The 25,273-nt window shown below is 67.7% G+C and carries 33 protein-coding genes and 1 pseudogene; 32 read left to right on the top strand and 2 right to left on the bottom strand.

The genetic code is table 11. From position 1 onward, the window contains the following. Positions 1 to 76 precede the first annotated feature (76 nt). Together LK09_RS18880 and LK09_RS18875 are read left to right on the top strand one after the other, a co-directional pair. Positions 77 to 1,921 (top strand): phosphoenolpyruvate carboxykinase (GTP), encoded by a 1,845-nt coding sequence (locus LK09_RS18880; protein WP_039403064.1) that lies wholly within the window; start codon positions 77 to 79, stop codon positions 1,919 to 1,921. 265 nt (positions 1,922 to 2,186) lie between these two features. Then, positions 2,187 to 2,717 carry a GNAT family N-acetyltransferase gene (locus LK09_RS18875; RefSeq protein WP_039403062.1) on the top strand — a complete coding sequence of 177 codons (531 nt, stop codon included), beginning with the start codon at positions 2,187 to 2,189 and terminating at the stop codon, positions 2,715 to 2,717. Positions 2,718 to 2,819: 102 nt separating this feature from the next. Here LK09_RS18875 and LK09_RS18870 read toward each other — a convergent pair whose 3' ends face one another. Next, on the bottom strand, positions 2,820 to 3,212 hold the full coding sequence (locus LK09_RS18870) for a DUF1801 domain-containing protein (protein WP_039403061.1): 393 nt from the start codon (positions 3,210 to 3,212) through the stop codon (positions 2,820 to 2,822). 124 nt (positions 3,213 to 3,336) lie between these two features. Further along, positions 3,337 to 5,241 (bottom strand): ABC transporter ATP-binding protein, encoded by a 1,905-nt coding sequence (locus LK09_RS18865; RefSeq protein WP_039403060.1) that lies wholly within the window; start codon positions 5,239 to 5,241, stop codon positions 3,337 to 3,339. Between the two features lie 923 nt (positions 5,242 to 6,164). Between LK09_RS18865 and LK09_RS22235 the strand changes: the two are divergent. The 30 genes and pseudogenes from LK09_RS22235 to LK09_RS18715 form a co-directional block, all read left to right on the top strand. Beyond that, a pseudogene (locus tag LK09_RS22235) lies at positions 6,165 to 6,431 on the top strand (aggregation-promoting factor C-terminal-like domain-containing protein); the annotation flags it as partial. Positions 6,432 to 6,536: 105 nt separating this feature from the next. Next, positions 6,537 to 7,478 carry an ABC transporter ATP-binding protein gene (locus tag LK09_RS18855; protein ID WP_039403058.1) on the top strand — a complete coding sequence of 314 codons (942 nt, stop codon included), beginning with the start codon at positions 6,537 to 6,539 and terminating at the stop codon, positions 7,476 to 7,478. Further along, positions 7,475 to 8,344: an ABC transporter permease gene (locus LK09_RS18850; protein ID WP_039403056.1), complete on the top strand. Its 870-nt coding sequence runs from the start codon at positions 7,475 to 7,477 to the stop codon at positions 8,342 to 8,344. Before LK09_RS18855 ends, LK09_RS18850 begins: the two co-directional genes overlap by 4 nt. Next, positions 8,341 to 9,165 (top strand): ABC transporter permease, encoded by an 825-nt coding sequence (locus LK09_RS18845; protein ID WP_039403054.1) that lies wholly within the window; start codon positions 8,341 to 8,343, stop codon positions 9,163 to 9,165. Before LK09_RS18850 ends, LK09_RS18845 begins: the two co-directional genes overlap by 4 nt. A gap of 684 nt (positions 9,166 to 9,849) precedes the next feature. Then, positions 9,850 to 10,818 (top strand): hypothetical protein, encoded by a 969-nt coding sequence (locus tag LK09_RS18840; RefSeq protein WP_039403053.1) that lies wholly within the window; start codon positions 9,850 to 9,852, stop codon positions 10,816 to 10,818. A 554-nt stretch (positions 10,819 to 11,372) separates the two neighbouring features. Then, positions 11,373 to 11,681 carry a 30S ribosomal protein S10 gene (gene rpsJ, locus LK09_RS18835; protein WP_039403048.1) on the top strand — a complete coding sequence of 103 codons (309 nt, stop codon included), beginning with the start codon at positions 11,373 to 11,375 and terminating at the stop codon, positions 11,679 to 11,681. A gap of 8 nt (positions 11,682 to 11,689) precedes the next feature. Further along, positions 11,690 to 12,349 carry a 50S ribosomal protein L3 gene (rplC, locus tag LK09_RS18830; RefSeq protein ID WP_039403046.1) on the top strand — a complete coding sequence of 220 codons (660 nt, stop codon included), beginning with the start codon at positions 11,690 to 11,692 and terminating at the stop codon, positions 12,347 to 12,349. A gap of 2 nt (positions 12,350 to 12,351) precedes the next feature. Beyond that, entirely contained in the window at positions 12,352 to 13,014 is a 663-nt protein-coding gene (rplD, locus tag LK09_RS18825) for a 50S ribosomal protein L4 (protein WP_039403044.1), read from the top strand. Next, on the top strand, positions 13,011 to 13,322 hold the full coding sequence (gene rplW / locus LK09_RS18820; RefSeq protein ID WP_039403042.1) for a 50S ribosomal protein L23: 312 nt from the start codon (positions 13,011 to 13,013) through the stop codon (positions 13,320 to 13,322). Before rplD ends, rplW begins: the two co-directional genes overlap by 4 nt. A gap of 24 nt (positions 13,323 to 13,346) precedes the next feature. Then, positions 13,347 to 14,186 (top strand): 50S ribosomal protein L2, encoded by an 840-nt coding sequence (gene rplB / locus LK09_RS18815; RefSeq protein ID WP_039403031.1) that lies wholly within the window; start codon positions 13,347 to 13,349, stop codon positions 14,184 to 14,186. A 12-nt stretch (positions 14,187 to 14,198) separates the two neighbouring features. Then, the gene (gene rpsS, locus LK09_RS18810; RefSeq protein WP_022889728.1) at positions 14,199 to 14,480 is read left to right on the top strand and encodes a 30S ribosomal protein S19; all 282 of its coding nucleotides are present in this window, start codon (positions 14,199 to 14,201) and stop codon (positions 14,478 to 14,480) included. A 23-nt stretch (positions 14,481 to 14,503) separates the two neighbouring features. Then, entirely contained in the window at positions 14,504 to 14,890 is a 387-nt protein-coding gene (gene rplV / locus LK09_RS18805; protein WP_039403027.1) for a 50S ribosomal protein L22, read from the top strand. Then, the gene (rpsC, locus tag LK09_RS18800) at positions 14,890 to 15,645 is read left to right on the top strand and encodes a 30S ribosomal protein S3 (protein ID WP_039403021.1); all 756 of its coding nucleotides are present in this window, start codon (positions 14,890 to 14,892) and stop codon (positions 15,643 to 15,645) included. Before rplV ends, rpsC begins: the two co-directional genes overlap by 1 nt. After that, positions 15,645 to 16,064 carry a 50S ribosomal protein L16 gene (rplP, locus tag LK09_RS18795; protein ID WP_018171451.1) on the top strand — a complete coding sequence of 140 codons (420 nt, stop codon included), beginning with the start codon at positions 15,645 to 15,647 and terminating at the stop codon, positions 16,062 to 16,064. The genes rpsC and rplP overlap by 1 nt, the downstream gene beginning before the upstream one ends. Then, entirely contained in the window at positions 16,064 to 16,372 is a 309-nt protein-coding gene (gene rpmC, locus LK09_RS22160) for a 50S ribosomal protein L29 (protein ID WP_039403019.1), read from the top strand. Before rplP ends, rpmC begins: the two co-directional genes overlap by 1 nt. Further along, complete coding sequence (rpsQ, locus tag LK09_RS18785; protein ID WP_039403018.1) at positions 16,372 to 16,692, top strand: 30S ribosomal protein S17; 321 nt, start codon at positions 16,372 to 16,374, stop codon at positions 16,690 to 16,692. The genes rpmC and rpsQ overlap by 1 nt, the downstream gene beginning before the upstream one ends. Continuing rightward, positions 16,689 to 17,057 carry a 50S ribosomal protein L14 gene (gene rplN / locus LK09_RS18780; protein WP_039403016.1) on the top strand — a complete coding sequence of 123 codons (369 nt, stop codon included), beginning with the start codon at positions 16,689 to 16,691 and terminating at the stop codon, positions 17,055 to 17,057. Before rpsQ ends, rplN begins: the two co-directional genes overlap by 4 nt. A gap of 2 nt (positions 17,058 to 17,059) precedes the next feature. Next, entirely contained in the window at positions 17,060 to 17,419 is a 360-nt protein-coding gene (gene rplX, locus LK09_RS18775; protein ID WP_039403013.1) for a 50S ribosomal protein L24, read from the top strand. Continuing rightward, entirely contained in the window at positions 17,419 to 18,009 is a 591-nt protein-coding gene (gene rplE / locus LK09_RS18770) for a 50S ribosomal protein L5 (RefSeq protein ID WP_039403012.1), read from the top strand. The genes rplX and rplE overlap by 1 nt, the downstream gene beginning before the upstream one ends. Before the next feature lie 134 nt (positions 18,010 to 18,143). Next, entirely contained in the window at positions 18,144 to 18,542 is a 399-nt protein-coding gene (rpsH, locus tag LK09_RS18765) for a 30S ribosomal protein S8 (protein WP_039403006.1), read from the top strand. A 6-nt stretch (positions 18,543 to 18,548) separates the two neighbouring features. Beyond that, positions 18,549 to 19,085, top strand: coding sequence for a 50S ribosomal protein L6 (rplF, locus tag LK09_RS18760; protein WP_039403001.1), 537 nt, complete (start codon positions 18,549 to 18,551; stop codon positions 19,083 to 19,085). Positions 19,086 to 19,087: 2 nt separating this feature from the next. Then, entirely contained in the window at positions 19,088 to 19,447 is a 360-nt protein-coding gene (rplR, locus tag LK09_RS18755) for a 50S ribosomal protein L18 (protein ID WP_039402999.1), read from the top strand. Then, entirely contained in the window at positions 19,444 to 20,139 is a 696-nt protein-coding gene (gene rpsE, locus LK09_RS18750) for a 30S ribosomal protein S5 (protein ID WP_039402998.1), read from the top strand. The genes rplR and rpsE overlap by 4 nt, the downstream gene beginning before the upstream one ends. After that, positions 20,139 to 20,324, top strand: a complete 186-nt coding sequence (gene rpmD / locus LK09_RS18745; protein WP_039402995.1) for a 50S ribosomal protein L30 — start codon at positions 20,139 to 20,141, stop codon at positions 20,322 to 20,324. The genes rpsE and rpmD overlap by 1 nt, the downstream gene beginning before the upstream one ends. Beyond that, positions 20,324 to 20,803 carry a 50S ribosomal protein L15 gene (rplO, locus tag LK09_RS18740; protein ID WP_052227001.1) on the top strand — a complete coding sequence of 160 codons (480 nt, stop codon included), beginning with the start codon at positions 20,324 to 20,326 and terminating at the stop codon, positions 20,801 to 20,803. Before rpmD ends, rplO begins: the two co-directional genes overlap by 1 nt. 101 nt (positions 20,804 to 20,904) lie before the next feature. Further along, positions 20,905 to 22,230 carry a preprotein translocase subunit SecY gene (gene secY, locus LK09_RS18735; RefSeq protein ID WP_039402990.1) on the top strand — a complete coding sequence of 442 codons (1,326 nt, stop codon included), beginning with the start codon at positions 20,905 to 20,907 and terminating at the stop codon, positions 22,228 to 22,230. Beyond that, on the top strand, positions 22,227 to 22,826 hold the full coding sequence (locus LK09_RS18730) for an adenylate kinase (protein WP_039402988.1): 600 nt from the start codon (positions 22,227 to 22,229) through the stop codon (positions 22,824 to 22,826). The genes secY and LK09_RS18730 overlap by 4 nt, the downstream gene beginning before the upstream one ends. Before the next feature lie 10 nt (positions 22,827 to 22,836). Next, positions 22,837 to 23,670: a type I methionyl aminopeptidase gene (map, locus tag LK09_RS18725; RefSeq protein ID WP_039402986.1), complete on the top strand. Its 834-nt coding sequence runs from the start codon at positions 22,837 to 22,839 to the stop codon at positions 23,668 to 23,670. Between the two features lie 26 nt (positions 23,671 to 23,696). Then, on the top strand, positions 23,697 to 24,407 hold the full coding sequence (locus LK09_RS18720) for a DsbA family protein (RefSeq protein ID WP_039402984.1): 711 nt from the start codon (positions 23,697 to 23,699) through the stop codon (positions 24,405 to 24,407). 179 nt (positions 24,408 to 24,586) lie between these two features. Then, positions 24,587 to 25,252 (top strand): DsbA family protein, encoded by a 666-nt coding sequence (locus LK09_RS18715; RefSeq protein WP_039402982.1) that lies wholly within the window; start codon positions 24,587 to 24,589, stop codon positions 25,250 to 25,252. Positions 25,253 to 25,273 lie beyond the last annotated feature (21 nt).

Below are 25,273 nucleotides of genomic sequence, written 5' to 3'. Positions count from 1 at the left end.
AAGTTTTCGCCTTAAGAACCCCGGAACCCCGACAAGAGTAGAGGTCAGCCGATGTTCCGAACGAACGGAAAGTGACATGGCCCTCGTGGATATTGAGACCCCTACCGCCCCCGCTCGCGGCCGCTGGCCGCAGGTCGAAGGCCCCGGCATGGCGGCCCTCGAGGAGTGGGTGTATGAGATCGCAGAGCTGACCCAGCCCGACCGCATCCACTGGGTGTCCGGCACCCGCGCCGAGAACCGCGCCCTGCTGGAGCAGATGGTCGAGGACGGCAAGCTCATCAAGCTCAACCCCGAGTGGCGTCCGGGTTCGTACCTGGCCCGCTCGCACCCGAGCGACGTCGCGCGCACCGAGGCGCGCACCTTCATCGCCTCCGAGCGCAAGATCGACGCCGGCCCCACCAACAACTGGGCCGACCCGGCCGAGATGCGCGCCACGCTCGACGGCGTGTTCGAGGGCTCGATGCGCGGTCGCACCATGTACGTCGTCGCCTTCTCGATGGGCGCCGTCGGCGGCCCGCTGTCGCACATCGGCGTGCAGGTCACCGACTCGCCGTACGCGGTGGCATCCATCGGCGTCATGACGCGCGTGGGCGACGAGGTCACCCAGCTCATCGCCGACGGTGCGCCGTGGGTCAAGACGGTCCACTCCGTCGGGGCCCCGCTGAAGCCCGGCGAAGAGGATGTCGCCTGGCCGTACAACGACGAGAAGTACATCGTCCACTACCCCGACACCCTCGAGGTGTGGTCGTACGGATCCGGATACGGCGGCAACGCGATCCTGGCCAAGAAGTGCTTCGCGCTGCGCATCGCCTCGGTGATCGGCCGCAACGAGGGCTGGCTCGCCGAGCACATGCTGCTCATCCGCGTGATCGACCCGACCGGCAAGAAGTACCACGTGGCGGCGGCGTTCCCGTCGGCGTGCGGCAAGACGAACCTCGCCATGCTGCGCCCGACGATCCCCGGCTGGCGCGTGGAGACCCTCGGTGACGACATCGTGTGGATCCGCCCCGGCGAAGACGGGCGGCTCTGGGCGATCAACCCCGAGGCCGGCTTCTTCGGCGTCGCGCCCGGCACCGGCGAGTCGACCAACGTCACCGCGGTCGAGACGCTGTGGGGCAACACGATCTTCACGAACGTGGCGCTGCGTCCCGACGGCGACGTCTGGTGGGAGGGCCTGACCGACGAGGCGCCCGACGACCTCATCGACTGGGAGGGCAACCCCTGGACTCCGGCCTCCGGTCGTCCCGCCGCCCACCCGAACTCGCGCTTCACCGTCCGCGCCGCGCAGTGCCCGCAGATCGCCGACGACTGGGAGGACGCGGTTCCGCTCGACGTCATCCTCTTCGGCGGACGCCGCGCCACGAACGTCCCGCTGGTCGTCGAGGCGACCGACTGGAACCACGGCGTCTTCATCGGCTCGACCATCTCGTCCGAGCGCACCGCGGCCGCCGAGGGCACCGTCGGCGAACTCCGTCGCGACCCGTTCGCCATGCTGCCGTTCTGCGGGTACAACATGGCCGACTACTTCGCGCACTGGCTCGAGATCGGGGCCTCCGAGGAGCTCACCGCACCGCCGGCGATCTTCCAGGTCAACTGGTTCCGCCGCGGGGCCGACGGTCGGTTCCTGTGGCCGGGCTTCGGTGACAACTCGCGTGTCATCGAGTGGATCATCCGCCGCATCCAGGGCGAGGCCGGAGCCATCGAGAGCCCGATCGGCTACCTGCCCGACACCGACGAGCTGAACCTCGACGGCATCGACGTCCCGCAGGCCGACCTCGACGAGCTCTTCCACGTCGACGCGGCGTCGTGGAGCCGTGAGGCCGACCTCACCGAGGAGTTCTACGCGCAGTTCGGCGACCGCATCCCGGCCGAGCTCACCGAGCAGCTCGCCGCGCTGCGCTCGCGGCTCGCGGAGGCTTAACAAGACTTGGCCCGGTTCCGTCGGAGGGTTCAGACCGACGGAACCGGGCCAGACAAGCCGGCTCGGCCCCATTGGTTCAGAAGGGGGCCGAGCCGAAATCCTGTGGTCCGGATTCGCCGGTGGTCAAATGCGGCGGATCCGGGCCCCACATCGTGGCCCGGTTCCGCTGGAGGGTTCAGACCGGCGGAGCCGGGCCATACTCTCTTCGACTCCGTTCGAGCACGACAAGGCCTGGGATGTCGGAGGCGCCAGGCATACTGACGGCATGCCGCAGACCGTCGTGCTCCGTCCGTGGGGTGACGAAGACCTCGCCATCCTCGAGGCGAACAACGCTCCCGAGATGATGACGTACCTCGGCGGGTCCGAGACCGCCGAGAAGGTCGCGCACCGCCACCGCGTGTTCCTGGACGGCTGGACGAACGACGACACGTGGGTCTTCGCGATCCTCGTCGACGGGACTCCCGTGGGGTCGGTCGGCTACTGGCCGAGCACCCACGGAGAGACCCCGATCTTCGAGGCCGGGTGGTCGGTGCACACCCCCTTCCAGGGTCGAGGGTACGGGGCTGCGGCGCTCGGTCTGTGCATTCAGGATGCCCGGGCCCGCGCGACCGCCGACCGCCGTCTCCTCTACGCCTTCCCCCGCATCGACAACGCCGCCTCGAACCGCATCTGCGAGAAGGCGGGCATGACCAACACCGGCGAGGAGGCCTTCGAGTACCCCAAAGGCGTGCCGATCACCTGCAACGCCTGGGCGATCGACCTCGTCGCCCCCGCTCCCTCCCCACCCGGTCGTTGAGCGAGCGTAGCGTCTGTTTCCGGTCGTTGAGCGAGCGAAGCGTCTGTCTCCGGTCGTTGAGCGAGCGAAGCGAGACGAAACGCGGCGCCCTTGCGGACCGTCCTACCCGCGATTCGCCGCGACGGCCTGCGCCACGATCCCGCGGAGCGCATCCGCATCGACCGGGGCGTCTTCGAAGAAGTCGATCGCCCGGATCTTGTCCCCGGTGAGCCGCGCGTTGAACAGGCCCCGAGGGTCGTCGAGCTGCCCTCCCTTGGGGAACGTGAGGCGCACGGCGCTCTTGAGCACATCCGCCATGCAGACGTTCCCGTTGCTGACCCACGTGGCCACGCCCTCCGGCTTCGAGGGCTTACGCCACTTGATCTCCTCGGTGATCCCCGCGTCCGCGCCGAGGATCACCCGGCGCACCTCGGCGAGCGTCGCCGCCCGCCAGCCTCCGGTGCTCGCGATGATCGCATCGATCTCTTCCGCAGGGGTGACCTCGTCGGCGCTCATGCCCCCATCCTCCCGCTCGACCGACAAGATCTGCGCGAGCGCAGCGCCGTTCTTGTCGGTTGAGCCCGGGTCTGAACCCTCCCCGGTCGTTGAGCGAGGCCGCGCGGAGCGCGCCCGAGACGGCTCAGACGAGCAGCTGGTGCTTCGCCAGATCGCGGTACAGCGGGGTGGATGCCACCAGCTCGCTGTGCGTGCCCTGTCCGACGACCCGGCCGCGGTCCAGGACGACGATGTGGTCGCTGTCCACCACGGTCGACAGGCGGTGGGCGATCACGATGAGCGTGCGCCCGGTGGCGACCGCGTCGATCGCCTCGCGCATGCGCTGCTCGTTCAGGCCGTCCAGCGAGGATGTGGATTCGTCCAGCAGCAGGATCGGGGGAGCGGCCAGCAGCGCCCGCGCGATCGCGAGGCGCTGACGCTCGCCCCCGGAGAGCATCACGCCCGCCTCGCCGACGGGCGCGTCGATCCCGAGCGGCGAGCGTTCGATCACGTCGCCGAGGTTGACGGCGCGCAGCACCCGCTCGCATTCCGCGTCGGATGCCTCGGGTGCGGCCAGGCGCAGGTTGTCGCCGATGCTGCCGGCCAGGGTCGGGGCATCCTGCTCGACGTAGCCGAGCTGTGCGCGCAGGTGCTCGCGATCGAGCAGGCGCACGTCCTGTCCGCCGAGCAGGATCGCGCCGCCGGACGGGTCGTAGAACCGCTCGATGAGGGCCAGGGTCGTCGACTTGCCGGCTCCCGACGGACCGACGAGCGCCACGCGCGCCCCGCGCGGCACGTCGAACGTGACCCCGTGCAGCACCTCGCCGGATTCGTCCGGCATCGGCGGCAGCGAGTCGGAGGCCACCGTCACGTGTGCGGATTCGAGGAGCGTCGCCGCTTCGTTCTCGGCCTTCGCCCGAGCGGCGACGACCGCCTCCGGGTAGCGGAAGCGTACGTCCCGGAACGAGATCGCCGGTGCGTCCGCATCCGATCCCGTGCCCTGAGCCTGTCGAAGGTCGGCCTCCCGCACGCGCGCCGCGATCGCGGCATCCTCCTGCGACTCGGTCGGAAGATCCAGCACCTCCTGGATGCGCCCGAGCGCACCGAGCGCCTGATTCACGGACGTGATCGCGCCGAAGAAGGTGCCGAGCGGCTGCACGAGCATGAACAGGAACATCACGAACGTGACCAGCTGCGCGATGGTGATGACGCCGGATGCCACGCGGAACCCGCCGACGCCGAGCACCACCAGCAGCGACACCTGCAGGGCGATTCCGGCGACCGGGACCACCGCGGCGGAGACGCGGGCGATGCGCACGCCGACGTCGTACGTGTCCGAGGCGAGGGCGGTCACGGCCGCCTCCTCGCGTCCGGAGGCGCCCGAGGCGCGGATGGTGCGGATCGAGCCGACCGCGCGCGACATTCCGCTGGAGAGCTCGCCGACCTTCTCCTGCTGTTCCCGCGTCGCCCGGCGGATGCGTCCCGACAGGGCGCCGACCACGACGATGGACACGCCGATCACGACGAGGATCAGCAGCAGCAGCGCCCAGTCGATGATCGCCATCGCGATGATCGCCCCGATGAACAGCAGGCCGTTGCCGACGGCGTCGGCCAGGCCCTGGGTGAGGGCGGCGTAGAGCAGCGTCGTGTCGGTTCCCACGCGCGAGACGAGGTCGCCGGTGCGGCGTGCGTCGAACTCGCTGATCGGCAGGTGCAGGATGCGGGCGATCAGGTGGCGCCGGCTGGAGTAGACGACAGCGGTTCCGGTGCGCTGCAGCAGATAGTGCTGGTAGCCGGAGATGAGGGATGCCACGATCACGAGCGCGACGAGGATCCAGACCAGCGAGCCCAGTGGGGTGCCGTGCTCGACCCGCGTGATGACCTGTCCGACCAGCAGGGGCTGGGCGAGGGATGCCAGCGCGCCGAAGATCGACAGCACGATGACGACGGCGATCACCTTCTTGTGCTCGAAGATGTAGGGCAGAAGCTGCTTCAGGCTGGCGCGGGGGCCCTCCTGCTTGCGTGCTCGGCGCAGGGCGCTCATCGACATGGGGATGCCTCGGTGTCGTGTGTCAGGGAACCCTTCGACGCTACGCCCGTTTTCTGAGGGTCTCGCTCGTCCCGGCATGCTGTGACCGGTGTGACTCGTGTGATCGGTGTGACTTCGACTGGGTGGTCGCTGGGTCCGTTTCCTGAAGACGGATCGGCGGATCGAGCCCCCGTCGATCCCTGTGAGGGCGTGCCGTTTGTGGACTCCCCACAAGGGCGGATCCGCATCGCTGTCAGGCCTTTTGGAGGAAGCATCCAGGGGGCGTCCCTAGCGTTGTCACGTCCTCGCGTCCCGGAGCGCGCAGTCGATCAACCCACCCGAAGTCGGGCTCGACTGTCCACCCTCGGCGGCGTCGACGGATGCCGCAGGCCCCGTTTCCGAATCGACGGCCCGTGGCGACCAGCCTGCACGGAAGCATCCGACCCCCGGTGGTGCTCCCGCTCCCCGGACGTGCCCCCACGGCCGGGCTGGACAACGCAGGGAACAACGAACATCGGAGTCCCGTGCGCCTTCGCACCTCGCCCCTTGCCCGTGCCGTCGCCGGTGGCGCACTCGTCCTCGCCGCGACCCTGACCCTCAGCGCGATGCCGCACCAGCAGGCATCCGCCGCCACCCTCGTCTCCTCGCCGTCGGAGTCGCCCGCGAACCTCTCGTTCGGGGCCGACCACACCGCGATCTCCGCGCTCGACGTGCAGCAGGCCCAGACCGCCAAGCCCCTGGCGAAGGTCCAGGCCGCACCCGCCTCGACGCGCAAGCCGATCACCGTGAAGAAGTTCACGCCGGACCCCGTCGTCGCCAGCACGCCGGTCAAGGCCGCCACCACGACCACGACCACTCACCACCGGTCGTCCTCGTCGTCGGCCAGCGCCGGTCCGATCGTGAACTACTCCGGCCAGAGCCCCCGCGCCATCGCGCAGGGCCTGCTCGCAAGCTACGGCTGGGGCCAGAGCCAGATGCCGTGCCTGAACTCGCTGTGGAACCGCGAGTCCGGCTGGAACGTCCACGCGGCCAACCCGTCGGGTGCCTACGGCATCCCGCAGGCGCTCCCCGGCTCGAAGATGTCTTCCGCGGGCCCGGACTGGGCGAACAACCCCACCACTCAGATCAAGTGGGGCCTCGGCTACATCAAGAGCATGTACGGCTCGCCGTGCGGTGCCTGGGGACACTCCCAGTCCACCGGCTGGTACTGACCCGCACTGCTCCACCGCCCGGGGCCGGCTTCGCATCGACGAAGCCGGCCCCGGGCGGTTCTGCGTCCGCGGACGGATGTCGGAGCCCGCTGATAGCCTCGTCCGGTGCCAGACGCCGTGATCTCCGCCCGCAGCCTCCGCAAGGCCTACAAGGTCAAGGGCGCTCCCGACTTCCTCGCCGTCGACGGCCTCGACTTCGAGGTCGCGCCGGGCGAGTCCTTCGGCCTGCTCGGCCCGAACGGCGCCGGCAAGTCCACAACGATGAAGATGATCGGCGCGGTCTCCACGCGCTCCGGCGGCGACCTCAGCATCCTGGGGCTCGACCCCGACCGCCACGGCCCCGAGATCCGGTCGCGTCTCGGTGTCGTCCCCCAGCAAGACAACCTCGACGGCGAGCTCAACTGCCGCGAGAACCTCTTCATCTACGGCCGGTACTTCGGCCTGCCGGCCAGGCACTGCGCCGAGAAGGCCGATGAGCTGCTCGCGTTCGCCCAGCTCGAAGACAAGGCCGCGAGCAAGGTCGACGCCCTCTCCGGCGGTATGAAGCGCCGGCTGACGATCGCCCGCGGGCTGGTGAACGACCCCCGCATCCTGCTGCTCGACGAGCCCACCACGGGCCTTGACCCGCAGGCGCGCCACGTGCTGTGGGACCGCCTGTTCCGGCTCAAGGAGCGCGGCACCACCCTCGTGCTGACGACGCACTACATGGACGAGGCCGAACAGCTGTGCGACCGGCTCGTCGTGGTCGACAAGGGGCGCATCATGGCCGAGGGCACGCCGGCGTCGCTGATCCGCGACCACTCCAGCCGCGAGGTCCTCGAACTGCGATTCGGGGCCAGCAACAACGCGCACGCCGCCACTCAGCTGCAGGGAATCGGCGACCGCATCGAGGTGCTGCCCGACCGCATCCTCATCTACGCGGCGGGGGGCGAGGCCGCCCTGGAGGCCGTCACCGCGCGCGGGCTCCAGCCGATCACCAGCCTCGTGCGCCGCTCGTCGCTCGAAGACGTCTTCCTGCGCCTGACCGGAAGGTCGCTCATCGAATGACGGATGCCACGACCCCCGCGCTCGCGCAGCCCACGCTCGACCAGCTGCGCGCCGAGGCGCTCGCCCACGGTCGCAAGCCGCGGCGGCGCGGTTCGCTCTACGTCGCCGAGCACGTGGTGCGCGCGATGCGCGCGTACGGCTGGACCATCATCATCGGCGCCCTCGGGCAGCCGATCCTCTACCTCCTGGGCCTCGCGGTCGGCCTGGCATCCCTCATCGCGGGCAACGTCACCGACGCCTGGGGCAACTCGGTCGGGTACCTCACGTTCGTCGCCCCCGCGCTGCTGATGACCGCCGGCATCCAGGTGGCGAGCGAGGAGTTCAGCTACCCGGTGATGGACGGATTCAAGTGGCGCCGCTTCTACTACGGGTTCAGCGCCTCGCCGATCTCACCCGCGCAGATCGCCACCGGCGTGACGCTCGGCGCCTCGGCGCGCATCCTGGTCGCGGTCGGCGGGTACTTCGTGTTCATCGTTCTCTTCCAGGCCGTGCCGTACGGCGGCACCGGATGGCTGGCGATCCCGGTGGGTCTGCTCGCAGCGTGGGCGTTCGGGATGCCGCTGCTGGCCTACGCCGCCTCCATCACGAATGAGATGGGTCAGTTCGCCCTGGTGCAGCGGTTCGTCTTCATGCCGATGTTCCTCTTCTCGGGCACGTTCTATCCGCTCACGGCGCTGCCGGTCTGGCTGCAGTGGATCGGCTGGATCTCGCCGCTGTGGCATGCCACCGAGCTCGGCCGCGTCGTCACGTACGGTGCACACGAGCCGGTCTGGCTCACGATCATCCACGTCGTCTATCTGGGCGCGCTCGCGCTCGGCGGCTATCTCATCGCCCGGCGCCGCTTCGAACGGAGGCTCGGCGAATGACGGTCATGACTCCGGCGCGTGCCGCCCGCCTGCGGGCCGGGGGAGTGCGCGCCCTCTACGCGGGCAACCCGGCCTCCGTGGTGCAGCGCGGCCTGATCGCCGCGCGGTCCTCGAGCTGGGCGGTCGTGCTTTCCGGCTTCTTCGAGCCCGTCCTGTACCTCGCGTCGATGGGCATCGGCCTCGGCTCGCTCATCCCGGCGATCCACACGACGGCCGGGCCGATCTCGTACGCCGCGTACATCGCTCCGGCGCTCCTCGCGGTCTCGGCCATGAACGGGGCGATCTACGACTCGACGTGGAACGTCTTCTTCAAGCTCCGCCACGCGAAGCTGTACGAGGGGATGCTGGCCACGTCGCTCGGCCCGCTCGACGTCGCCCTCGGCGAGATCGTCTACGCGATGCTGCGCGGACTGGTGTACGCGACCGGCTTCATGATCATCCTGCAGCTGTTCGGTCTGAACCTGGCCTGGACGGCGATCCTCGCGCTGCCGGCGGTCCTGATCATCGCGTTCGGGTTCGCGTCGCTCGGAATGGCCGTCACCAGCTACATGAAGGTCTTCCAGCAGATGGACCTCATCAACTTCGTGCTGCTGCCGATGTTCCTGTTCTCGGCGACGTTCTACCCGATCACCGTCTACCCGGACTGGGTGCAGTGGATCGTGATGTCGTTCCCGCTCTGGCACGGCGTCGAGCTCGTCCGCGGGCTCACCACCGGCATCCTGAACTGGACGATGCTGATCCACCTCGGCTACTACCTCGTGATGATCGCGATCGGGCTCGTGTTCACGACGCGTCGCCTGCGCGCCCTCTTCCTCGACTGAGCACCCGGCCCGCCGGGGTGTCCTGGTTCGCTCGTCGCGTTGTGCGCTGGTCGCTGCGTTTCGTGACGGGTGGGCAGCTCCGGCCTGGTTCGCTCGTCACAGTGTGCGCTGGTCGCTGCGTTTCGTGACGAGTGGGCAGCTCCGGCCTGGTTCGCTTGTCACATTGTGCGCGTCTGCGTGCGCTTCGTGACGAGTGAGCACGGTGCGGGATGCCGGGCCGCGGTGTCCCGCTTCGCTCGTCGGGTTGTGCGCGTCTGTGTGCGTTTCGTGACGGGTGGGCAGCTCCGGCCCGCTTCGCGCGTCCGGATGTGCGTCGCTGACTGCATTTCGTGACGAGTGAGAATCGCTTCCCTCGCCCCGTTGCGGCGGCTGCCTGCATCTTGTGACGAGTGAGCGCCGTGCGGGATGCCCCGCCGCGGCGTCCTGGTTCGCTCGTCGCGTCGTGGGCGGCTGCCTGCCTTTCGCGACGAGTGAGCAGCGTCGCGCCTGGTTCGCTCGTCGCGAAGCGTTGCGCTCGCCGCGGTTCGTGACGAGGCGACGAGGATGCCGCTCGGGGCGCAACGGGTGCGACCGCCGCGACATTTCGCGGGAGTCGTCTGTCCACAGGCGCGGGTGGCGGGCGAGTTGTCCACAGTCCACCCGATGCGGTCGGCAGCCGGCGCCGGGCGTCATGAGCATCGAAGGATGTCGCCACAGAGAGAACCCATCGCCGCCGGCCTCGGGAGCGTGTTCCGCGTCCGGGACGCGCTCGCTGCGGGCGTCGCGAAGTCGCGGCTGCGAGCCGCTGACCTCGAGGCCCCGTTCTGGGGGGTGCGCCGATATCCGGGACGGGCTCCAGAGGAGGATGCCGCTCCCTGGGAGGTCAGGGATGCGGCGGCCCGGCGTCGGGCACTCGCGTATGTGCCGCGCATGGTCCCCGGGTCGTTCCTGGTGCTCATGTCGGCCGCGGCGCTGTGGGGCATCCCGGTGCCGCACCGCGTCGATGCGCCGGTCCAGGTCGGCGTGCTGCTGCCTCATCGGGCACCGCGTGGCGGCGGTGTCGAGGGGCACGCGTACGCGCACCACCTCGTGGCAATCCGGGACCTGGACGGGGTGGCCGTCAGCAGTCCCGCCAGCACGTGGGCCCAGCTCGGCGCCGTGCTGGGCGTGCACGATCTCGTCGCCGCCGGGGACGGCATCGTCCGGGTGCCGCGACTCGCCGGGGGAGAGCCCGGGGATCCGGCATCCGCCCTCGGAACAGTGGAACAGCTCGCCGCCGCGATCGAGGCAGGGCGTCGCACGGGGATCGGGAGGCTCCGCGAAGCGCTGCCGCTGATCCGGGTCGGGGCTTCGTCGCGCGCCGAGACCCTCGTGCGTCTCGACCTCGTCGAGGCCGGCCTGCCCGAGCCGGCCCTGGACGTCGAGGTGCGACACGGGAGTGGCCGTCTTCTCGGGATCTCGGACCTGGCGTACCCCGGACTCCGCATCGCCGTCGAGTACGAGGGCGACCAGCATCGGACCGACCCGCGGCAGTGGGAACGCGACATCGAGAAGTACCGGGCCTACGAACGCGCCGGATGGGCGGTCGTGCGCCTCACCGCGCGGAACGTCTTCGGCATCGGCCCGCGTCCGGCCGCGCTCGTCCGCGCCGCGCTGAACCGCGCGATTCGATGACGCGCCGGCATCCAGACTCGCCACGAGGTGCGCCGCATGTCGCGCAACGTGACGAGCGAGCCCGGACGGCCGCATTCGATCGTCACGAAGGGCGCCGTGAGGCGCGTATCGTGACGAGCGGACGGGGATGACGCCGCGCAGCTGAAAACACGCCGTGCGCGACACGCCCGAGTTTGCGACACGCCCGGGCGACACGTAGACTAGTCAGGTTCCACATTCTGCCGTGCGCTTGCGCGTGCGGCAGATCACTGCCAGGGCAGTGCACAGGGCGGCGCCACCGAGCGCGAGAACCTGGGCCGCGGGCAGCAGAACAACTGATCCCGACTCCCTTCCTGCGAAAGCAGGCGCATTCGTGTGTCAGGGGGCAGGATGCCGGATGCCTCGGCGTGCCGAGACAGCGGTTTGACATCAGAACAGTGGTGCAGCATCACCCGCGACAGCGGGTGCGAGTGCCCTGGCGGGAGCGCAGCAGCGCCTCCGCCACCGTGCGTCCAATGCGCAGCTGCCGAATCGGGGCAGAGACGTATGACGCGAGAAAGAGAGTGAGCAGACAAATGGCGGGACAGAAGATCCGCATTCGCCTGAAGTCGTACGACCACGCCGGGCTCGACAGCTCGGCGCGCAAGATCGTCGACACCGTGACCCGTGCCGGCGCCACCGTCGTCGGCCCCGTGCCGCTTCCGACCGAGAAGAACGTCGTGTGCGTCATCCGGTCGCCGCACAAGTACAAGGACAGCCGCGAGCACTTCGAGATGCGCACCCACAAGCGTCTGATCGACATCGTCGACCCGACGCCCAAGGCCGTCGACTCGCTGATGCGCCTTGACCTGCCGGCCGATGTCAACATCGAGATCAAGCTCTGAGGTTCGACATGGCTGACATCAACAACAAGATTTCCAAGGGTCTCCTGGGCACCAAGCTCGGCATGACCCAGGTCTGGAACGACCAGGGCAAGCTCGTGCCGGTCACGGTCATCGAGATCGCGCCGAACGTGGTCACCCAGATCCGCAACCTCGAGAAGGACGGCTACAACGCCGTTCAGATCTCGGCGGGCCAGATCGACCCCCGCAAGGTCACCAAGCCCCTCACCGGTCACTTCGAGGCCGCCGGCGTCACGCCGCGCCGCCACGTGACCGAGGTCCGCACCGCGGATGCCGCTGACTACTCACTCGGTCAGGAGCTGACGGTCGAGGGCCTGTTCGAGGCCGGCCAGCTGGTCGACGTCGTCGGCACCAGCAAGGGCAAGGGCTTCGCCGGTGTCATGAAGCGTCACAACTTCAAGGGTGTCTCCGCTTCGCACGGTGCGCACCGCAACCACCGCAAGCCCGGTTCGATCGGTGCCTCGTCGACGCCCAGCCGCGTCTTCAAGGGCATGCGCATGGCCGGCCGCATGGGTGGCGAGCGCGTGACCGTCCTCAACCTCACGGTGCACGCCGTCGACGCCGAGAAGGGTCTGCTGCTCGTCAAGGGCGCCGTCCCCGGTGCTCGTGGCCGCATCGTCTACGTCCGCAACGCAGTGAAGGGTGCCTGAACATGGCTGACTCGACTCTCGCGCTCGACGTCGTGAAGGCCGACGGCAAGAAGGCCGGCTCCATCGAGCTGCCCGCCGACATCTTCGACGTCAAGACGAACATCCCCCTCATCCACCAGGTCGTCGTCGCGCAGCTCGCCGCCGCACGCCAGGGCACCCACTCGACCAAGCGTCGCGGTGAGGTCTCGGGCTCCGGCCGCAAGCCCTTCAAGCAGAAGGGCACGGGCAACTCGCGTCAGGGCTCGATCCGCGCACCTGAGCACACCGGTGGTGGCATCGTCCACGGCCCGAAGCCGCGTGACTACTCGCAGCGCACCCCCAAGAAGATGATCGCCGCCGCTCTGCTGGGCTCGCTCAGCGACCGCGCGCGCGGTGAGCGTCTGCACGTCGTCGAGTCCTTCGGCATCGAGGGCAAGCCCTCGACCAAGGCCGCCGCCGCCGTGCTCGCGGGTCTCGGCGCCGTCAAGAACGTGCTCGTCGTCATCGACCGCGAAGACGACGTGACCGCTCTGAGCGTGCGCAACCTCGGCTACATCCACGTGCTGAACTTCGACCAGCTGAACGCCTACGACGTGCTCGTCTCCGACGACATCGTCTTCACCAAGGCCGCCTACGACGCGTTCGTCGCGTCCAAGAGCGCCGCTACTTCGGAGGTCTCGGCATGACCGCTCTGGACAACGCCCAGAACAAGGACCCGCGCGACATCATCCTCAAGCCGGTGGTCTCTGAGAAGAGCTACGGCCTGATCGACGAGGGCAAGTACACGTTCCTCGTGGACCCCCGTGCGAACAAGACCGAGATCAAGCTGGCGATCGAGAAGATCTTCGGCGTCAAGGTCGCTTCGGTCAACACGCTCAACCGCGTCGGCAAGGCCCGCCGCACCCGTTTCGGCACCGGCAAGCGCAAGGACACCAAGCGCGCCGTCGTCACGCTGAAGTCGGGCACCATCGACATCTTCACGGCCGTCGGCTGACAGTCGGGATAGAGGACAGAACACATGGCTATTCGCAAGTACAAGCCCACGACGCCCGGTCGTCGCGGCTCGTCGGTGGCCGACTTCGCCGAGATCACCCGGTCGACGCCTGAGAAGTCGCTGCTGCGTCCGCTGTCGAAGACCGGCGGCCGCAACAACCAGGGCCGCATCACCACCCGTCACATCGGTGGTGGCCACAAGCGTCAGTACCGCGTCATCGACTTCCGTCGCAACGACAAGGACGGCATCAACGCCAAGGTCGCTCACATCGAGTACGACCCCAACCGCACCGCGCGCATCGCGCTGCTCCACTACTTCGACGGCGAGAAGCGCTACATCCTCGCCCCGAACAAGCTGCAGCAGGGCGACATCATCGAGTCGGGCGCCTCGGCTGACATCAAGCCGGGCAACAACCTGCCGCTGAAGAACATCCCCACCGGTACCGTGATCCACGCGATCGAGCTGCGCCCCGGTGGCGGTGCGAAGATCGCCCGCTCGGCGGGCGTCTCGGTGCGTCTGGTCGCGAAGGACGGTCCCTACGCCCAGCTGCGCATGCCCTCGGGCGAGATCCGCAACGTCGACGCGCGCTGCCGTGCGACGATCGGCGAGGTCGGCAACGCCGAGCAGTCCAACATCAACTGGGGCAAGGCCGGTCGCAACCGCTGGAAGGGCATCCGCCCGACCGTCCGCGGTGTCGCGATGAACCCGGTCGACCACCCGCACGGTGGTGGTGAGGGCAAGACGTCCGGTGGTCGCCACCCGGTGTCGCCGTGGGGTCAGGCCGAGGGCCGCACCCGTCACGCGAACAAGGAAAGCGACAAGTACATCGTGCGTCGTCGCAACGCCGGCAAGAAGCGCAAGTAGGAGTAAGAGAAGATGCCTCGCAGTCTTAAGAAGGGCCCCTTCGTCGACGAGCACCTGCTTCGCAAGGTGGTCGTGCAGAACGAAGCCGGCAGCAAGAACGTCATCAAGACGTGGTCGCGCCGCTCGATGATCATCCCGGCCATGCTCGGCCACACGATCGCCGTGCACGACGGCCGCAAGCACATCCCGGTGTTCGTCACCGAGACGATGGTCGGCCACAAGCTGGGCGAGTTCGCGCCCACCCGCACCTTCCGCGGCCACGTGAAGGACGACAAGAAGGGCCGCCGCCGCTGACGCGGGGGCAAGAGGAGAGAGAAATGGTGGAGTCCATCGCCAAGGTGCGACACATCCGCGTGACCCCTCAGAAGGCTCGTCGTGTTGTCGCACTCATCAAGGGGAAGCAGGCTGAAGAAGCCCTCGCGATCCTCAAGTTCGCGCAGCAGAGCGCGAGCGACCCGATCTACAAGCTGGTCGAGTCGGCCGTCGCCAACGCCCGCGTCAAGGCGGACAATGCCGGCGAGTACCTCGACGAGCGCGACCTGTTCGTGAAGAACGCGTTCGTGGACGAGGGGACGACGCTCAAGCGTTTCCAGCCCCGCGCCCAGGGCCGCGCGTTCCAGATCAAGAAGCGCACGAGCCACATCACTGTGGTGCTCGCGACGCCCGAACTGGCCGAGAACAGCAACAAGAAGGCGAGCAAGTAATGGGACAGAAGGTAAACCCGTACGGCTTCCGCCTCGGAATCACGACCGACCACGTGTCGCGTTGGTTCTCGGACTCGACGAAGCCGGGCCAGCGTTACGCCGACTACGTCGCCGAGGACATCAAGATCCGTCGTCTGCTGCAGACCCAGCTCGACCGGGCCGGCGTCAGCAACATCGAGATCGAGCGCACGCGTGACCGCGTCCGCGTCGACATCCACACCGCGCGCCCCGGCATCGTGATCGGTCGCCGAGGCGCCGAGGCCGAGCGCATCCGCGCCGACCTCGAGAAGCTCACCGGCAAGCAGATCCAGCTGAACATCCTCGAGGTGCGCAACCCCGAGGCCGACGCTCAGCTGGTCGCCCAGGGCATCGCTGAGCAGCTGAGCGCCCGCGTGGCGTTCCGCCGCGCGATGCGCAAGGGCCTGCAGGGCGCACAGCGCGCCGGCGCCAAGGGCGTTCGCATCCAGGTCTCGGGCCGTCTCGGCGGCGCCGAGATGAGCCGGTCGGAGTTCTACCGCGAGGGTCGTGTGCCGCTGCACACGCTGCGCGCGAACATCGACTACGGCTTCTACGAGGCCAAGACCACCTTCGGCCGCATCGGCGTGAAGGTCTGGATCTACAAGGGCGACCTGACCAACAAGGAGCTCGCACGCGAGCAGGCCAACGCGCCGAAGTCCCGCGGTCGCGACGACCGTGGCGACCGTCGCCGTGGCCCGCGCAACGAGGCCCCTGTCGCAGAAGGAGCATCGGCGTAATGCTTATCCCCCGTAAAGTCAAGTACCGCAAGCAGCACCACCCGGGCCGCAGCGGCCAGGCGACCGGCGGCACGAAGGTCTCCTTCGGCGAGTTCGGCATCCAGGCGCTCACCCCGGCTTACGTGACCAACCGTCAGATCGAGTCCGCTCGTATCGCGATGACCCGTCACATCAAGCGTGGTGGAAAGGTGTGGATCAACATCTACCCCGACCGCCCGCTCACCAAGAAGCCGGCTGAAACCCGCATGGGTTCCGGTAAGGGCTCGCCCGAGTGGTGGGTTGCAAACGTCAAGCCGGGTCGCGTCCTCTTCGAGGTCGCGGGCGTCAACGAGGAACTCGCTCGTGAGGCCCTGACCCGTGCCATTCACAAGCTGCCCCTGAAGGCACGCATCATCAAGCGCGAGGAGGGCGACGCGTAATGGCGATCGGCACCAAGGAGCTCGCCCCCAGCGAGCTGGACACGTTCGAGGACACGCGCCTCGTCGAAGAGCTGCGCAAGGCCAAGGAAGAGCTGTTCAACCTGCGCTTCCAGTCGGCCACCGGCCAGCTCGAGAGCCACGGCCGCATCCGTGCGGTCAAGCGCGACATCGCGCGGCTCTACACCGTCATCCGTGAGCGCGAGCTCGGCATCCGTGCCACGCCCGCTCCCGTCGAGGCGACGAAGGCGAAGAAGAAGGCCAAGAAGGCGGATGCCGCCTCCGAGGCCGTGAAGGAAGAGGCTGAGTGATGGCTGCTGCAGACAAGACGGCTGAAGCCGGACACGAGCACGCCGAGCACGACGTCCGCGACGAGAGCGCCCGTGGCTACCGCAAGGCGCGCCGCGGCTATGTCGTCAGCGACAAGATGGACAAGACGATCGTCGTCGAGGTCGAGGACCGCGTGAAGCACCCCCTCTACGGCAAGGTCATCCGTCGCACGTCGAAGGTCAAGGCGCACGACGAGAACAACACCGCCGGCATCGGCGACCTCGTCCTCATCAATGAGACCCGTCCGCTGTCGGCCACGAAGCGCTGGCGTCTGGTCGAGATCCTGGAGAAGGCAAAGTGATCCAGACCGAATCCCGCCTCAAGGTCGCCGACAACACCGGCGCCAAGGAGATCCTCACCATCCGCGTGCTCGGTGGCTCGAACCGCCGCTACGCCGGTGTCGGTGACGTCATCGTCGCCACGGTGAAGGATGCCATCCCCGGCGGCAACGTGAAGAAGGGCGACGTCGTCAAGGCTGTCATCGTCCGCACCGTGAAGCAGACGCGCCGTCCCGACGGCTCGTACATCAAGTTCGACGAGAACGCCGCCGTCATCCTGAAGAACGACGGGGAGCCCCGCGGCACCCGCATCTTCGGGCCGGTCGGTCGTGAGCTTCGTGACAAGAAGTTCATGAAGATCGTCTCGCTCGCCCCGGAGGTTATCTGATCATGGCGAACATCAAAAAGGGCGACCTCGTTCAGGTCATCACCGGCAAGAAGCAGGACAAGGGCGGTGACCGCGGCAAGCAGGGCAAGGTCCTCGAGATCCTTCCCGAGCAGAACCGCGTGATCGTCGAGGGTGTGAACTACATCACGAAGCACAACCGCGTCGGGCAGACCCAGCGCGGCACCAAGACCGGCGGCATCGAGACCTTCGAGGCGCCGATCCACATCTCCAACGTCGCCCTGGTCGACCCCGAGACGAAGAAGCCGACCCGCGTCGGCCACCGCGTCGAGGAGCAGATCAAGGACGGCCGCAAGCGCAGCGTCCGCGTGCGCTTCGCCAAGAAGAGCGGTAAGGACCTCTGATGAGCACCGACACTGCCGTGGAGGCTGGCAAGATCCAGCCCCGCCTGAAGCAGAAGTACAACACCGAGATCCGCAAGGCTCTGCAGGACGAGTTCGGCTACGCCAACGTCATGCAGATCCCGGGCCTCGTCAAGGTCGTCGTCAACACCGGTGTCGGTGAGGCGGCTCGTGACAGCAAGGTGATCGATGGGGCGGTCGACGACCTCACCAAGATCACCGGTCAGAAGCCGATCGTCACCAAGGCACGCAAGTCGATCGCGCAGTTCAAGCTGCGCGAGGGCCAGCCCATCGGCGCGCACGTCACGCTGCGCGGCGACCGTGCCTGGGAGTTCCTGGACCGCCTCGTCAACCTGGCGCTGCCCCGCATCCGCGACTTCCGCGGTCTGTCGGGCGACCAGTTCGACGGTCACGGCAACTACACCTTCGGTCTGCAGGAGCAGTCGGTCTTCCACGAGATCAACCAGGACCGCATCGACCGCGTGCGCGGCTTCGACATCACCGTCGTCACCTCGGCGAACACCGATGCGGAGGGTCGCGCGCTGCTCAAGGCGCTCGGCTTCCCGTTCAAGTCGGCAGACGCTCAGGCGTGATCTGACAGAATGGAGGGATGCCTGGACGAACACGCCCAGGCATCCCTCTGTTCAGACAACTGAATACGGAACTTCATTGCAGGTCGTCAGCCGTGTAACGGCTGCCGAAACCTCATGATCAAAGGAAAAACATCATGACGATGACAGACCCGGTCGCAGACATGCTGACCCGTCTGCGCAACGCGAACTCGGCGCACCACGACTCCGTGTCGCTGCCGAGCTCCAAGCTCAAGACCCACATCGCCGAGATCCTCAAGCTCGAGGGCTACATCGCCGACTGGTCCGTCTCCGACGCCCGCGTCGGTCAGACCCTGACCATGGAGCTGAAGTACGGCGGCAACCGCGAGCGTTCGATCGCGGGCATCAAGCGCGTCTCCAAGCCCGGCCTCCGCGTCTACGCGAAGTCGACCGAGCTGCCCAAGGTCCTCGGCGGCCTCGGCATCGCGATCCTGTCCACCTCCTCCGGTCTCCTCACCGACCGCCAGGCCGAGCAGAAGGGCGTGGGTGGGGAAGTCCTCGCCTACGTGTGGTGATCTGACATGTCGCGTATTGGACGCCTTCCCATCGACATCCCTGCCGGCGTGACCGTGACGGTCGACGGTCAGGACGTTGCGGTCAAGGGCCCGAAGGGCGAGCTCAAGCTCACCGTCTCGCGCCCCATCGAGGTCAAGGTCGAGGAGGCCCAGGTCGTGGTCTCCCGCCCCGACGACGAGCGCTCCTCGCGCTCGCTGCACGGCCTCACCCGCACCCTCATCAACAACAACATCATCGGTGTCACCCAGGGCTACTCCAAGGGCCTCGAGGTCGTCGGCACGGGTTACCGCGTCCAGCAGAAGGGCTCGTCCGTCGAGTTCGCGCTGGGCTTCTCGCACCCCGTCCTGGTCGACCCGCCCGCCGGGATCACCCTGACGGTCGAGGGCAACAACAAGCTCACCGTCAGCGGCATCGACAAGCAGGCCGTCGGCGAGGCGGCTGCGAACATCCGCAAGATCCGCAAGCCCGAGCCGTACAAGGGCAAGGGCGTGCGCTACGCCGGCGAGGTCGTGCGTCGCAAGGCCGGAAAGGCTGGTAAGTAATCATGGCTGTGAAGTCGAAGTCCGACGCCCGTGCGCGTCGTCACGCACGCCTTCGCAAGAAGGTCGTCGGCACCTCCGAGCGTCCGCGCCTGGTCGTGACCCGTTCCGCGCGTCACGTCTTCGTGCAGGTCGTGGACGACAGCAAGGGCCACACCGTGGCTTCCGCCTCCACCCTCGAGAACGACCTGCGGTCGCTCGACGGTGACAAGACCGCCAAGGCCCGCAAGGTCGGCGAGCTGGTCGCCGAGCGCGCCAAGGCCGCCGGCGTCGAGGAGGTCGTCTTCGACCGTGGCGGCAACCGGTACGCCGGTCGTGTCGCGGCGATCGCCGACGGCGCCCGCGAAGGAGGGCTGAACCTGTGAGCGATGCAACCAACACCAACGGAGCAACCGAAGTGACCGATGCCACCCAGGCTCCGGCCGAGGCCGCTGAGGCCACGCGCGAGCGCGAGCCCCGCCGCGGCGGCCGCGAGCGCAACCCCCGCAACGACCGTGGGTCGCGCGACCGCAACGAGAGCCAGTTCCTCGAGCGCGTCGTCACGATCAACCGTGTGTCGAAGGTCGTCAAGGGCGGTCGCCGCTTCAGCTTCACCGCGCTCGTCGTCGTCGGCGACGGCAACGGTGTCGTGGGCGTCGGCTACGGCAAGGCCCGCGAGGTGCCCCTGGCCATCTCGAAGGGTGTCGAAGAGGCCAAGCGCAACTTCTTCCGCGTGCCCCGTGCCGGCTCCACCATCCCGCACCCGGTGCAGGGTGAGGCCGCTGCCGGTGTCGTGCTCCTTCGTCCGGCCGCTGCCGGTACCGGTGTCATCGCCGGTGGCCCGGTCCGCGCTGTCCTGGAGTGCGCCGGCATCCACGACGTCCTGTCGAAGTCGCTCGGCTCGTCGAACACGATCAACATCGTGCACGCGACCGTCGAGGCGCTGAAGCAGCTCGAGGAGCCCCGTGCGGTCGCCGCACGCCGTGGCCTGGAATTCGACCAGGTCGCCCCCGCCCGACTCATCCGCGCCGAGGCCGAGCAGGCCGCCGCTGCGCGCGAAGCGAAGGTAGGTGCCTGATGGCTGCGCGTCTGAAGGTCACGCAGACAAAGTCCAAGGTGAGTGAGAAGCAGAACCAGCGCGACACGCTGCGTTCGCTCGGTCTCAAGCGGATCGGCGACTCGGTCGTCCGTCCCGACGACGCGCAGACGCGCGGCTACGTCAAGACCGTCGCACACCTCGTCAAGGTTGAGGAGATCGACTAATGGCTGAGAAGAAGGAAGCCGCAGCCGCCCGCCCGGGCGTGCTGAAGGTCCACCACCTGCGGCCGGTCCCCGGTGCCAACACCGCGAAGACCCGCGTGGGTCGCGGTGAGGCGTCCAAGGGTAAGACCGCCGGTCGCGGTACCAAGGGTACGAAGGCCCGCTACCAGGTTCGTCCCGGATTCCAGGGCGGGCAGCTTCCGCTGCACATGCGTGCACCGAAGCTGCGCGGGTTCAAGAACCCGTTCCGCGTGGAGTTCCAGGTCGTGAACCTCGAGAAGCTCGCCGAGCTGTACCCGACCGGAGGCGACGTGACCGTCGCCGACCTGGTCGCCAAGGGCGCCGTTCGCAAGAACGAGAAGGTCAAGGTGCTCGGCACCGGCGACATCTCGGTCAAGCTGAACATCACGGTCGACAAGGTCTCGGCTTCCGCCGAGCAGAAGATCGTGGCCGCCGGCGGGACCGTCACGGTCGCCGAGTAAGACCACTCAGAGAGGGGACTGGAGCAAGCTCCAGTCCCCTCTTGGGTTAGCCTGGTAGCTGGTGCGCAGTGTCGCACCGGCATCCTTTTGGAGGAAACCTCTTGTTCAGCGCCATCGGGCGGGTCTTCCGCACCCCTGATCTGCGACGGAAAATCGGCTTCACTCTGCTGATCATCGTCATCTATCGCTTCGGTGCGCACATCCCGACGCCGTTCGTCGACTTCACCAACGTGCAGAAGTGTCTGGCCGCCAGCGGCGCCGGCACGCAGGGCCTGCTGTCGATGGTCAACCTGTTCTCCGGCGGTGCGCTGCTGCAGCTGTCGATCTTCGCGCTCGGCGTCATGCCGTACATCACCGCGACGATCATCGTGCAGCTGCTGCGCGTGGTGATCCCGCACTTCGAGACGCTGTACAAGGAGGGTCAGGCCGGCCAGGCGAAGCTGACCCAGTACACCCGCTACCTCACGATCGCGCTGGCGCTGCTGCAGTCGACCACCCTCGTGACCGTGGCCCGCAGCGGTCAGCTCCTCGGCAACAGCTCCAACAGCGCCTGCCAGCAGCTGGTCACCAACGACGCGTGGTGGGCCCAGCTGCTGATGATCCTCACGATGACCGCCGGCACCGGCCTCATCATGTGGTTCGCCGAGCTCGTCACCGAGAAGGGCATCGGCAACGGCATGTCGATCCTCATCTTCACGTCGATCGCGGCATCCTTCCCCGCAGCCATGTGGGCCATCAAGGTCTCGCGCGGCTGGGAGGTCTTCTTCCTCGTCATCGCGATCGGCATCGTGATCATCGGCCTCGTCGTGTTCGTCGAGCAGTCGCAGCGCCGCATCCCGGTGCAGTACGCCAAGCGCATGGTCGGACGCCGCACCTACGGCGGCACCAACACGTACATTCCGATCAAGGTCAACATGGCCGGCGTCGTGCCCGTCATCTTCGCCTCGTCGCTGCTGTACATCCCCGCGCTCATCGCCCAGTTCAACCAGCCCAAGCCCGGTGAGACTCCGGCGCCGTGGGTCACGTGGATCTCGCTCTACCTCACCAAGGGCGACCACCCGCTGTACTGGCTCCTGTACTTCCTGCTCATCGTCGGCTTCACGTACTTCTACGTCGCGATCACGTTCAACCCGGTCGAGGTCGCCGACAACATGAAGAAGTACGGCGGCTTCATCCCCGGCATCCGCGCCGGCCGGCCGACCGCCGAGTACCTCGACTACGTCCTCACGCGCATCACCCTGCCGGGTTCGATGTATCTGGGTCTGGTCGCCCTCATCCCGCTGATCGCCCTGTCGACCGTCAGCGCCAATCAGAACTTCCCGTTCGGCGGGACGTCGATCCTCATCATGGTGGGCGTCGGCCTCGAGACCGTGAAGCAGATCGACGCGCAGCTTCAGCAGCGCCACTACGAAGGGCTCCTCCGATGACCTCAGCACGCCTGCTCATCGTCGGGCCCCAGGGCTCCGGCAAGGGAACCCAGGGCGCCCGGATCTCCGAGACGTTCGGCATCCCGGAGGTGTCCACCGGCGACGTGTTCCGCGCGAACATCAAGGAGCAGACGGAGCTCGGCCGCCAGGTCAAGGCGATCATCGACGCCGGCGACCTGGTCCCCGACGAGCTGACCGGCGCGGTCGTGCGCGACCGGATCAACCAGCCGGATGCCGCGAACGGCTTCCTGCTCGACGGATATCCGCGAAACGCGGCGCAGGTCGCCGACCTCGACCGGTTCCTCGACGAGCAGAACGCGTCGCTCGACGTCGTCATCGAGCTCTCGGTGCCGCGCGAGATCAGCATCGAGCGCATCGCGCTGCGTGCGCAGGAGCAGGGGCGCAGCGACGACACCGAAGAGGTCATCGCGCACCGACTGTCGATCTACGAGCGCGAAACCGCGCCGATCCTCGACATCTACCGCGATCGCGGCATCGTCGCGGTGATCGACGGCGTCGGCAACCTCGACGAGGTCGAGGAGCGCATCAACGCCGCCCTGGCCGAGCGCGGCATCGAACGCGTCGCCGCGGTCTGAGGCCGTGTCGATGGGCCTTCGCCGCGGAATCTACAAGACGCCCGCGCAGCTGCGCGGCATGGTGGAGCCGGGACTCATCACCGCGCGGATGCTCGACGCGGTGCGTGAGATCGTCGCGCCGGGCGTGACGACGCTCGAGTTGGATGCCGCGGCATTCCGCGTCGTCAAAGAGCACGGCGCCGAGTCCAACTTCCAGCTGGTGCGCGGCTACCGGCACACGGTGTGCACGTCGGTCAACGAACAGGTCGTGCACGGCATCCCCGGTGACCGCGCGCTGCAGCCGGGGGACATCGTCTCGATCGATGCGGGTGCGCAGTTCAAGGGATGGAACGGCGACAGCGCGATGACGATCGTGCTGCCCGACCCCGCCCAGCCGGAGCTCGTCGCCGCGCGCGAGGAGCTCTCGCGTGTCACGGAGGGGTCGCTGTGGGCCGGCATCGCCGCGCTCGCGCACGCCAAGCACATCGGCGAGATCGGCGACGCCGTCCAGGGCCACATCGAGGCATCCGGTCACGGCTACGGCATCCTGCGCGACTACGTCGGTCATGGCATCGGCCGCAAGATGCACGAGGCGCCGTCCGTGTTCAACTACCGCACGGCCGACCTCGGTCCCGCCGTCCGGCCCGGACTCGTGCTCGCGATCGAGCCGATGGTCGTCGGCGGATCGCAGGAGACCTTCGTGGAGGACGACGACTGGACCGTCTCGACCGTCGACGGCACCGACGGCTCACATTGGGAACATAGCGTCGCCGTGCACGATGGGGGAGTGTGGGTGCTCACCGCCCACGACGGCGGGGCCGCGGGCCTTGCGCCCTTCGGCATCACCCCCACCCCCATCCCCTGACCTTCACCCCGAGTCCTGAGGTAGACATGGCCACTGCTGTACGCAAGACGAACTGGTTCGCGATCTGGATCACGATCGCCGTCGTCGTGATCGTGGTCGCCGTGACCGGTGTCGTGATCGCGATGAACAACGCCGCGACGGCGTCCAAGACGATCCCGCTCGGCGACAAGACTCCCACGTCGTCGCACATCGACACCAAGAGCGGTGCGATCTCGATGGGGTCCGGCAAAGACACCATGGCCAACTACATCGATCTCCAGTGCCCGATCTGCAAGCAGTTCGAAGAGGCATACGGGACGAGCATCCAGCAGCTGGTGAGCAACAACACGATCACCCTGCAGATCCACCCGATCTCGATCCTGGACCCCCAGTCCAGCGGAACGATGTACTCCACACGTGCCGCGAGCGCCGTCTACGCCGTGGCCGTCCACGACTACACCCACGTCTACCCGTTCATCCAGGAGCTGTACGCGAACCAGCCGGCCGAGGGCGCGTCGGGGCTGACCGACGACCAGATGATCTCGTACGCCAAGAAGGCGGGCGTCAATGTGACCAGCGCTCTGCAGAGCGACATCACGTCGAACGCCTACGCGAACTACGTGACGAAGATGACCCCGAAGACCCCGCTGTCGCCTGGTGCCACCGGAATCGGGACGCCCACCATCGCGATCAACGGCAAGACCATCTCGCTCAGCACCCTGCCGGCCCCGGCCGACCTGGCGACGCTGTTCAAGTGACGCCGCGCCGCTGACGCGACAACCGCGACCCCCGTGCATCCCTCCGGATGCCGGGGGTCGCCTGCGTCCGGAGAGCCAGGGCCGGGCGTCCCACTGCCGCTGATAGCGTGGAGGGGAATGCTGTCGAGTCCCCCGTGCGACAGGAACGCCCTGGTTGATCTTCGGTGGAGGAACTCTCGATGGCTGTACGCAAGACGAACTGGTTCGCGATCTGGATCACGATCGCCGTCGTGGTGGTGATCGTCGCCGTCGCCGGCATCGTCATCGCCATGAACAACAAGGCGACCTCCCCAGCGGAGACGCCGACGTCTTCGCACATCACGAAGGACGGCGGGATCGTCTTCGGGGACTCGAAGAAGAACACCATCACCACGTACATCGACTTCCTCTGCCCGATCTGCAACCAGTTCGAGCAGGCGGAGGGCCCCACGATCAAGCAGCAGATGGACAGCGGTAAGGCCCAGCTCGTGGTCCAGCCGGTTGCGATCCTCGACAACCGCACAAACCCCACCGGGTACTCGAGCCGCGCCGGCTCGGCGATGTACTCGGTCACGATCCACGACTATGCGCACGCGTACGCGTTCATGCAGGCGCTGTACGCGAACCAGCCCCAGGAGGGCTCGGCCGGTCTCACCGATCAGCAGATCATCGACGTCGCCAAGAAGGCCGGCGTCAACATGACGAGCGAGCTCGAGAAGGAGATCAACGCGAACAAGTACCAGAAGTACGTGCAGGCGGCCCAGCTGCCGAGCGGCGCCACCGGTACTCCGACGCTGGTGATCAACGGAACCCAGATTCCGGTGACGTTGAACCCGCAGACGGACATCCTCCCGCACCTGAAGTAGGCGCTACCTACGCGGCGACCC

This window comes from Microbacterium mangrovi (assembly GCF_000802305.1).
GTDB classification, from domain to species: domain Bacteria; phylum Actinomycetota; class Actinomycetes; order Actinomycetales; family Microbacteriaceae; genus Microbacterium; species Microbacterium mangrovi.
This window is presented reverse-complemented; position numbering and strand designations above follow the sequence as displayed.

Excerpts from the sequence above, each read along its gene's own strand:
- LK09_RS18880 (WP_039403064.1), top strand. The coding sequence starts at position 77 with ATGGCCCTCGTGGATATTGAGACCCCTACCGCCCCCGCTCGCGGCCGC.
- LK09_RS18875 (WP_039403062.1), top strand. The coding sequence starts at position 2,187 with ATGCCGCAGACCGTCGTGCTCCGTCCGTGGGGTGACGAAGACCTCGCC.
- LK09_RS18870 (WP_039403061.1), bottom strand. The coding sequence starts at position 3,212 with ATGAGCGCCGACGAGGTCACCCCTGCGGAAGAGATCGATGCGATCATC.
- LK09_RS18865 (WP_039403060.1), bottom strand. The coding sequence starts at position 5,241 with ATGTCGATGAGCGCCCTGCGCCGAGCACGCAAGCAGGAGGGCCCCCGC.
- LK09_RS18850 (WP_039403056.1), top strand. The coding sequence starts at position 7,475 with ATGACGGATGCCACGACCCCCGCGCTCGCGCAGCCCACGCTCGACCAG.
- LK09_RS18845 (WP_039403054.1), top strand. The coding sequence starts at position 8,341 with ATGACGGTCATGACTCCGGCGCGTGCCGCCCGCCTGCGGGCCGGGGGA.
- LK09_RS18840 (WP_039403053.1), top strand. The coding sequence starts at position 9,850 with ATGTCGCCACAGAGAGAACCCATCGCCGCCGGCCTCGGGAGCGTGTTC.
- rpsJ (WP_039403048.1), top strand. The coding sequence starts at position 11,373 with ATGGCGGGACAGAAGATCCGCATTCGCCTGAAGTCGTACGACCACGCC.
- rplC (WP_039403046.1), top strand. The coding sequence starts at position 11,690 with ATGGCTGACATCAACAACAAGATTTCCAAGGGTCTCCTGGGCACCAAG.
- rplD (WP_039403044.1), top strand. The coding sequence starts at position 12,352 with ATGGCTGACTCGACTCTCGCGCTCGACGTCGTGAAGGCCGACGGCAAG.
- rplW (WP_039403042.1), top strand. The coding sequence starts at position 13,011 with ATGACCGCTCTGGACAACGCCCAGAACAAGGACCCGCGCGACATCATC.
- rplB (WP_039403031.1), top strand. The coding sequence starts at position 13,347 with ATGGCTATTCGCAAGTACAAGCCCACGACGCCCGGTCGTCGCGGCTCG.
- rpsS (WP_022889728.1), top strand. The coding sequence starts at position 14,199 with ATGCCTCGCAGTCTTAAGAAGGGCCCCTTCGTCGACGAGCACCTGCTT.
- rplV (WP_039403027.1), top strand. The coding sequence starts at position 14,504 with ATGGTGGAGTCCATCGCCAAGGTGCGACACATCCGCGTGACCCCTCAG.
- rpsC (WP_039403021.1), top strand. The coding sequence starts at position 14,890 with ATGGGACAGAAGGTAAACCCGTACGGCTTCCGCCTCGGAATCACGACC.
- rplP (WP_018171451.1), top strand. The coding sequence starts at position 15,645 with ATGCTTATCCCCCGTAAAGTCAAGTACCGCAAGCAGCACCACCCGGGC.
- rpmC (WP_039403019.1), top strand. The coding sequence starts at position 16,064 with ATGGCGATCGGCACCAAGGAGCTCGCCCCCAGCGAGCTGGACACGTTC.
- rpsQ (WP_039403018.1), top strand. The coding sequence starts at position 16,372 with ATGGCTGCTGCAGACAAGACGGCTGAAGCCGGACACGAGCACGCCGAG.
- rplX (WP_039403013.1), top strand. The coding sequence starts at position 17,060 with ATGGCGAACATCAAAAAGGGCGACCTCGTTCAGGTCATCACCGGCAAG.
- rplE (WP_039403012.1), top strand. The coding sequence starts at position 17,419 with ATGAGCACCGACACTGCCGTGGAGGCTGGCAAGATCCAGCCCCGCCTG.
- rpsH (WP_039403006.1), top strand. The coding sequence starts at position 18,144 with ATGACGATGACAGACCCGGTCGCAGACATGCTGACCCGTCTGCGCAAC.
- rplF (WP_039403001.1), top strand. The coding sequence starts at position 18,549 with ATGTCGCGTATTGGACGCCTTCCCATCGACATCCCTGCCGGCGTGACC.
- rplR (WP_039402999.1), top strand. The coding sequence starts at position 19,088 with ATGGCTGTGAAGTCGAAGTCCGACGCCCGTGCGCGTCGTCACGCACGC.
- rpmD (WP_039402995.1), top strand. The coding sequence starts at position 20,139 with ATGGCTGCGCGTCTGAAGGTCACGCAGACAAAGTCCAAGGTGAGTGAG.
- rplO (WP_052227001.1), top strand. The coding sequence starts at position 20,324 with ATGGCTGAGAAGAAGGAAGCCGCAGCCGCCCGCCCGGGCGTGCTGAAG.
- LK09_RS18730 (WP_039402988.1), top strand. The coding sequence starts at position 22,227 with ATGACCTCAGCACGCCTGCTCATCGTCGGGCCCCAGGGCTCCGGCAAG.
- map (WP_039402986.1), top strand. The coding sequence starts at position 22,837 with ATGGGCCTTCGCCGCGGAATCTACAAGACGCCCGCGCAGCTGCGCGGC.
- LK09_RS18720 (WP_039402984.1), top strand. The coding sequence starts at position 23,697 with ATGGCCACTGCTGTACGCAAGACGAACTGGTTCGCGATCTGGATCACG.
- LK09_RS18715 (WP_039402982.1), top strand. The coding sequence starts at position 24,587 with ATGGCTGTACGCAAGACGAACTGGTTCGCGATCTGGATCACGATCGCC.